Origin of the sequence: Hymenobacter profundi (genome assembly GCF_019334315.1) — a bacterium.
Classification (GTDB): Bacteria; Bacteroidota; Bacteroidia; order Cytophagales; family Hymenobacteraceae; genus Hymenobacter; species Hymenobacter profundi.
The window spans coordinates 23,966-30,210 of sequence record NZ_JAHWGL010000062.1 but is presented as its reverse complement, the minus strand read 5'-3'; the positions used below and the strand labels follow the sequence as shown (position 1 = coordinate 30,210).

At 54.6% G+C, this 6,245-nt stretch carries 7 protein-coding genes; 5 read left to right on the top strand and 2 right to left on the bottom strand.

From position 1 onward, the window contains the following. Window positions 1–86: 86 nt before the first annotated feature. The 3 genes from KYK14_RS14400 to KYK14_RS14390 all read left to right on the top strand — a co-directional run bounded on the left by KYK14_RS14400 (window position 87) and on the right by KYK14_RS14390 (window position 2,276). Window positions 87–296, top strand: a complete 210-nt coding sequence (locus KYK14_RS14400) for a FeoB-associated Cys-rich membrane protein (RefSeq protein ID WP_243900266.1) — start codon at window positions 87–89, stop codon at window positions 294–296. Between the two features lie 120 nt (window positions 297–416). After that, a complete protein-coding gene (locus tag KYK14_RS14395) occupies window positions 417–755 on the top strand; it encodes a hypothetical protein (RefSeq protein ID WP_185282016.1) in 339 nt (112 codons plus the stop codon). A gap of 540 nt (window positions 756–1,295) precedes the next feature. Beyond that, on the top strand, window positions 1,296–2,276 hold the full coding sequence (locus tag KYK14_RS14390) for a hypothetical protein (protein WP_219159745.1): 981 nt from the start codon (window positions 1,296–1,298) through the stop codon (window positions 2,274–2,276). Between the two features lie 94 nt (window positions 2,277–2,370). Here the strand turns inward: KYK14_RS14390 and KYK14_RS14385 are convergent, their stop codons facing one another. Both KYK14_RS14385 and KYK14_RS14380 read right to left on the bottom strand, forming a co-directional pair. Continuing rightward, complete coding sequence (locus KYK14_RS14385; RefSeq protein WP_343217110.1) at window positions 2,371–3,333, bottom strand: SMP-30/gluconolactonase/LRE family protein; 963 nt, start codon at window positions 3,331–3,333, stop codon at window positions 2,371–2,373. A 179-nt stretch (window positions 3,334–3,512) separates the two neighbouring features. After that, complete coding sequence (locus KYK14_RS14380) at window positions 3,513–4,409, bottom strand: mechanosensitive ion channel family protein (protein WP_185282014.1); 897 nt, start codon at window positions 4,407–4,409, stop codon at window positions 3,513–3,515. 105 nt (window positions 4,410–4,514) lie between these two features. Here KYK14_RS14380 and KYK14_RS14375 point away from each other — a divergent pair, with 105 nt between their 5' ends. Beyond that, entirely contained in the window at window positions 4,515–5,543 is a 1,029-nt protein-coding gene (locus tag KYK14_RS14375; RefSeq protein ID WP_219159743.1) for a Gfo/Idh/MocA family oxidoreductase, read from the top strand. A 169-nt stretch (window positions 5,544–5,712) separates the two neighbouring features. Then, window positions 5,713–6,174, top strand: a complete 462-nt coding sequence (locus KYK14_RS14370) for an Rrf2 family transcriptional regulator (protein ID WP_185282012.1) — start codon at window positions 5,713–5,715, stop codon at window positions 6,172–6,174. Window positions 6,175–6,245 lie beyond the last annotated feature (71 nt).

Here is a 6,245-nt window from a genome sequence, read left to right as displayed (position 1 = left end):
ACCGGGAGATGGTCCTTCGCAAGCTCAGGATGACAAGAAAATAGAAAGTCAAACTTTTCCTACCCTACCGCAGTTATAAACCCGCTATGCTTCTGACTATCACCTCCGTCGAAATTCAGTATTTCATTATTGCAGCGCTGTTTGTGGCGGCGGCGTTTTATGTGGGGCGCCTTTTCTGGCGGGCTTTCTTTACCAAGAGTGCGGCTGGCTGCGCAAAGGGCTGCGGTGCGTGCAGCACTATTGATGTAGACGCCTTGCAACGCACCATCGAAAAACGCCAGGCAATCAGTCAATAACGAGCCTCTCCGCGAGTTTCCGACTCTTTGTAACAACCTGCCCCCGCCCTGGCTGCGTATAGCCGGAGCGGGGGTTTCTTTTCCTGCTCCCATACCCTCTCTATCAGAACTCCTACTCCCATGCAAGACAAAGAAGAAGAACGCTCGATGACTTCGGTTGAAAAGAAACTCAACCAAGAAGGATACACCGCTGATTTTGTGGTAACCGATGGCCGCCTGCATGCCATGAGCGACGACAAAAAAACCTATGCCCCCGAGGATGTAACCATTGTAGACTTCTACCGCTTCGAGGGCGAGAGCAACCCCGATGATATGTCGATTCTCTACGCTATAGAAGCCAAAGATGGTGTAAGAGGCACCATTTCTACAGCTTTCGGCACCTATGCCGACGCCGACGTAGACGGGTTCCTGAAAACGGTTGAAGACCTAGGCAAGAACTTGGTAAAAGGCACCAAGTAGTTAGCTGTCAGTAAATACTGAACAACTCGCATTTAAAAAGTGCGTTCCGAATACATTCGGGGCGCACTTTTTTTGCTTTTAACTTACGTCATATCAGCGCTGTAAGTACGTCCTACCCTCTTCGTTCTAGCACTGACCTCGACCCGCTATTGGTCGCCATTGGCGCGGGTGGGTAAGAATTTTGGTACTGTTTCGGGGTGAAGGCTAGCTTCCCGTCAGGAGGTAGGGCTTCACAACTGCTGTGTGCCTTCAAGCACTGGCCTACCCGAATATAGGGCCACTAGAAACTATTGAATGATAGTATATGAGAAGTTATATATGAAACATTGTTTCATATATAACTTCTCGTCGTAGCTTTGCGGCGTACTTAACACGCATCGTATGTCACTTTTTTACGCTCGACCAAAACGGGCTCTGCTCACCCTCTTTCTGGTATTTGTTGGCTTGCTCACTAGCTTCGGGCTTTTTAGCTGTCAAAAAGAAGAGGTAATAGAAAACATCAATTACGGCTATTTACCCCCTTTTACGTTACCTGATTCTTTGACGCTGGTCTATGGTCAGACGGTGCAGCTCTCCTTACCTGCTGAGTACACCAATCTGAAGGATGCCACTTTGGCTTTTGATTTCAAAGCCAATCCGCGTATCAAACTAAATGATACGGACTCACTGAGTACTTTTATGCGCAACGCTGTTACATTTAACAGCAGCACAAATACTGTGACCGTTGATGCTGGTAAGCTGTATCCTAACGGTATGACTTCCATCACGACCAGCTACCAAACGCCGCGGGTGTATACGGCTATGTTGGTAGCCACTTCCACAGCAGGCTTCCAACCCGTAAAGTCGACTATCAAGATTCGGGTGGTGCCTACGCAACTGGCTATCAAGGACCTTAGTGCCACCGACAAGATTCCGTATGCGTACGCTATTTACAGCAAGCAGGAGGAACGCTATACAGTTGACTACCAAGGCATCAACCCCGCCAATACCTACCTCTACCTCCACGTAAACGGCCGCCCCGATGGCAAAGTGAACTTGGTGAAAGACGAGGTAGTGGTGAGTGCCGACGCGGGTGACCCCGCGCAAAAGAGCGAGTGGATATACGACTTGATTCCCATTCTAACGAAAGATGGGTATGAAGTGGCCCGCAAGCAGTTCCGGGTGGTGTTGATGCCCAAGCCGAGGTTCTTTTTTGGCACCTACTACTCCGATTATGACCTGACGATTCTGGAAAACCGCATCGTTATGGGCCTGGGCAATGCCTACACGTCCAAGGCCCCTACCTTCTCACCCGATAAATACAAAGGCAAGTTCTCGATGATCGGTATCAAGAAGGACGGTGCCGCTTTCACGAATACACAACAGTTGTTTACGGTAGACGAAGCAACCGGCAAGGTATCGGTGGCTGCTAACACAACACTGAAGGCAGGCGCTTACGAAGTGACGGTGCAGACGCAAGCCACTACGGGCCTTGTGCTTACAGCAACCTTCACGCTTGTGATGGAGCCAATAGACGGCTAACGCTACAACAGCATTGGCATCAGCCAGCGTAGATTACCCCCAACAGGGCAGCCATCCAGGAAATGGAGGGCCGCCCCGTTGGGGGTAACGCTTGTTAGTATGCGCCCTTCACGCGCATAGACAGCTTATAAATTCCCTCTGAGGCGGTGATAAACAGCATTTTATGGTCTCTGCCGGCAAAACAGATGTTACCGGTCCATTTCTCGGGTACATCGAAATGGGCGAGTTTCTGGCCAGCGGCGCTGTACACGGTCACACCATTGCCGGTGAGATACACGTTGCCTTTTTCGTCCAGGGTCATGCCATCGGAACCCTGCTCCACAAACAGTTGCTTGTCGGTGAGGTGGCCGTCAGGGCCGAACTGGTAGCGGTAGGTTTTGTCGCCGTCGATGTCGGCCACGTAGAGGTAGCGGCCGTCGGGGGTGCCGATGATGCCGTTGGGCTTGCGTAGTTGGTCGTCTACTACCACCGGTTGGGTCTGACCGGGGGCCAGGTAAAACACCTTTTGGCCTACCATATCGGGGCTATTGCGTGCCCAGTAGTCGCGCTGGTAGTAGGGGTCGGTGAAGTAGATACCGCCGGTTTTGGGGTGCGCCCATACGTCATTGGGGCCATTTAGTCGCTTGCCGCCGAAGTCTTTCACCAGCACCTTCACCTTTTTATTGTTGGGGTCGATGGACCACAGCTGGTTGTGCTCGTCGGCGCAGGCCAGCAGGTGGCCTTTGGCATCGAAGTACATCCCATTGGCCCGCCCGGCATCGGCCATAAACAACGACAGCTTGCCGCTGGTGTCGTATTGCCAGATGGTGTTATTAGGCTGATCGGTGAAAAACACGTTGCCCTGGCGGTCTACGGCCGGGCCTTCCGTGAATTTGAATTGCCGGGCAATAAGTTGGGGCGTAGCAGAATCGGCCACCAACTGAGCGGTTTGGTTGTCGGGTGTATCCATAGCAATAGTATCCGTAGCCATTGCGCGTTTGGTTACGACGGCGGGTATCACTAGCAGCACTGCTACCACAATGGCGGGCAATCGGCTACCGGGTTTCATCCATTTCATATACAGCATATAAGCGTTTTGCAAGCCGTTCGGACTTTCTGGCGGCTATTTAAGTAAGTAGAATCTTTTCGCAACGTCAGGTGGCGTGACCCCGCCCCCGCCCCTCTGGGAGAGAGGTGCATTCAACAATTCTCGTGTGTATCGTCTGGCACTCCTCTCCCGGAGGGGAGGGGGTCAGCCTATTCGCGCACCATCTTCTTACTGATTTCTTCCAGCAGCTCGGGCGAAATATCCAGCGTGCGAATGGGGAAGGGAATCACGATGCCTACCTTATCGAAGGCGCGCTTAATGCGCATGATGGCTTCGCTTTTGGCGCCCACGTAGTCGACCTGCTTACGGTAGGGAATCCAGAAGCGCAGGGTGAAGTCGATAGAGCTTTCGCCGAACCCCGTGAACATCACCTCCACGGGCCGGTCGGTGAGCAGGTTGGGGAAGCCGCGCATGCAGTCTAATACCACGTCGCGGGTTTTTTCCAGATCGGTGTCGTAGGTCACGCCGCACTCCACGTCTACGCGGCGGTGGGTGGTCACGGTGTAGTTAATCACGGAGCTTTCGAACACCTTGCGGTTGGGCACGCGCACCAGCTCACCCGTTACCTGGCGCAGGTCCAGGGTGCGCAGGTTGATGCTCTCGATGGTGCCGAAGTAGCTTTCCGTCTGAATAACATCGCCAACCGTGAACGGCCGCTGAATGGCGATGATGATGCCACTGATGAAATTGGCCGCAATATCCTGAAACGCAAAACCCAGCGCCAAACCAATAATCCCGACACCCGCCAGCAGCGAGGTCACGGTTTTATCGAGGCTGAGCACTTCTAAGGTGAAGAACAGCCCCACAAGCAGCACACCCACGTAGGTGATGGTGATGACCAAGTTGTTGAGCGTAGCGCTGTGCGACACGCGCGGCAACAGATTGCTTACCACCCGGCGCACCAACCGTGCTACAAAGTAGGTGATGACCAGAATCAGCACTGCCATGATCATATTGGGCAGCAGCAAAATAAACTGCCTTACCCAGCGGCCAAGCTTATCTGTTAGTAAAGTGAAAATACGATGGAAGTCAGTTAATCCGAACATAGGATAGTAAGTCTGTTGCCTAAACATACGGGGAACCCATAGGATTGGTCAAATTGTGCAGCGCGGGCACGCAGCCTACCCTGGTCATTGCGTGTATCTTTGGGCATGACAGCTTCTCCTATTCAAACAGGTTTGCTGGCCTACGGTATGTCGGGCCAGATTTTTCAGGCGCCTTTTGTGGCGGCTCACCCTGGTTTCGCGCTGCGCGCCGTAACGGAGCGCCACCAGCAGCGCGCCGCCCAAGACTACCCTACTATCCAGAGCTACCCCAGCGTAGAGGCGCTGCTGGCCGATCCGGAGGTGGAACTGGTGATTGTAAACACGCCCAGCAACACGCACGTGGACCTGGCTACCCAGGCCCTACTGGCAGGCAAGCACGTGCTGGTAGAAAAGCCCGTGGCCATTACCACTCCTGAGCTAGAAGGGCTCCTAGAGCTGGCGCAGCGGCAAGGCCGGCACTTCCTGGCCTACCAAAACCGCCGCTGGGACAGCGACTTCCAAGCCGTACGGGCCGTGGTAGAAAGCGGGCAGCTCGGCAAACTACACGAGGTACACTTCCGCTACGACCGGTTCAGAACGCCGCTCAACGCTAAGAAATTCAAGGAAGAGCCCGGACCCGGCGCCGGTCTGTTCTACGACTTGGGGCCGCACCTGCTGGACCAGGCTATCAGCTTGTTTGGGGCACCGCTCAGCTGCACCAAAACCCTGACCAGCCACCGCCCTCATTCCCGGGTAGACGACTACTTCCACCTGCACCTGCGCTACCCCGAGGGGCTGGAAGTGTTTCTCACCAGCGGCTTACTTGTGGCGCAACCAAGCCCAGCCTTTGTGCTGCACGGCACGCGCGGCAGCTTCAGCAAGATGCGCTCCGATGCACAGGAGGGCCAACTACAAGCCGGCATGCGCCCTACCGAGCCTAGCTATGGTCAGGAAGCACCCGAGCACGCTGGCCGCCTCACGCTGGCCGCGCCCGGCACCGACAACCTCACCACCACGCCCTACCCTGGCTTGACGAGCAACTACCTAGAGCTATTCGAGGCCGTGTTCCAAACCATTCGGCACGACGCGCCCTACCCTATCCGCAAGGAGCAACTGCTTCAGCAGTTGGCGTTGTTGGAGCAGCCGGCTAGCTAAGCAAATGGGTCCCTCTCTCGGCCCCTCTCCAAAAAGGGAGAGGGGCTGAGGGAAGGACCCTACTAGAACGACTAGATGCTTGCATTAGCTCTGGCATTCCACTAACTCTGCTATTATATAAACCTTTTGCCCTGTATATTTGTAACCTATTCTGTTACACACTTTGTATATGAACACACGCTTCGTCGTTGCTACCCATATTCTGGCTTACCTAGCCCGTGCCAACGGGCAGCCGGTATCATCGGAGGTAGTGGCGAAAAGCGTGGGCACGCACCCGGTGGTAGTGCGCCGTTTGCTGGGTGATTTGCGCCGGGCGGGACTAGTACGCACACAGTTGGGTACGGGCGGTGGTGCTCTCCTAGACCGCGCCTTGGACGATATCACGCTGCTGGATGTGTTGCACGCCATGCTGGAGCCCGAAGCCGACCTGTTCGCCGTCAACAATGCCAACCCCAATACTGGCTGCGACGTGGGCCGCGTCATCAGCGACTCGCTCGACGATTTGTTGGGGCCCGCCAAAAAGGCCATGCAAGCAGCCCTGGCAGCCGTGCCCCTTACTGAGGTGATCCGGCAAATCCGACTGCGCCTGAACAGCGAGGACTGCGGCTGCCCTGCCGATGATGGCAGCTAACAGCTTCTTTTTGGTGCTTTACCCCTGTGCGTTAAAGTAAACGTCCTTCTCAAACGTCATCTTATTTGTAA

Excerpts from the sequence above, each read along its gene's own strand:
- KYK14_RS14385 (WP_343217110.1), bottom strand. The coding sequence starts at position 3,333 with ATGAAATGGATGAAACCCGGTAGCCGATTGCCCGCCATTGTGGTAGCA.
- KYK14_RS14375 (WP_219159743.1), top strand. The coding sequence starts at position 4,515 with ATGACAGCTTCTCCTATTCAAACAGGTTTGCTGGCCTACGGTATGTCG.
- KYK14_RS14400 (WP_243900266.1), top strand. The coding sequence starts at position 87 with ATGCTTCTGACTATCACCTCCGTCGAAATTCAGTATTTCATTATTGCA.
- KYK14_RS14380 (WP_185282014.1), bottom strand. The coding sequence starts at position 4,409 with ATGTTCGGATTAACTGACTTCCATCGTATTTTCACTTTACTAACAGAT.
- KYK14_RS14370 (WP_185282012.1), top strand. The coding sequence starts at position 5,713 with ATGAACACACGCTTCGTCGTTGCTACCCATATTCTGGCTTACCTAGCC.
- KYK14_RS14395 (WP_185282016.1), top strand. The coding sequence starts at position 417 with ATGCAAGACAAAGAAGAAGAACGCTCGATGACTTCGGTTGAAAAGAAA.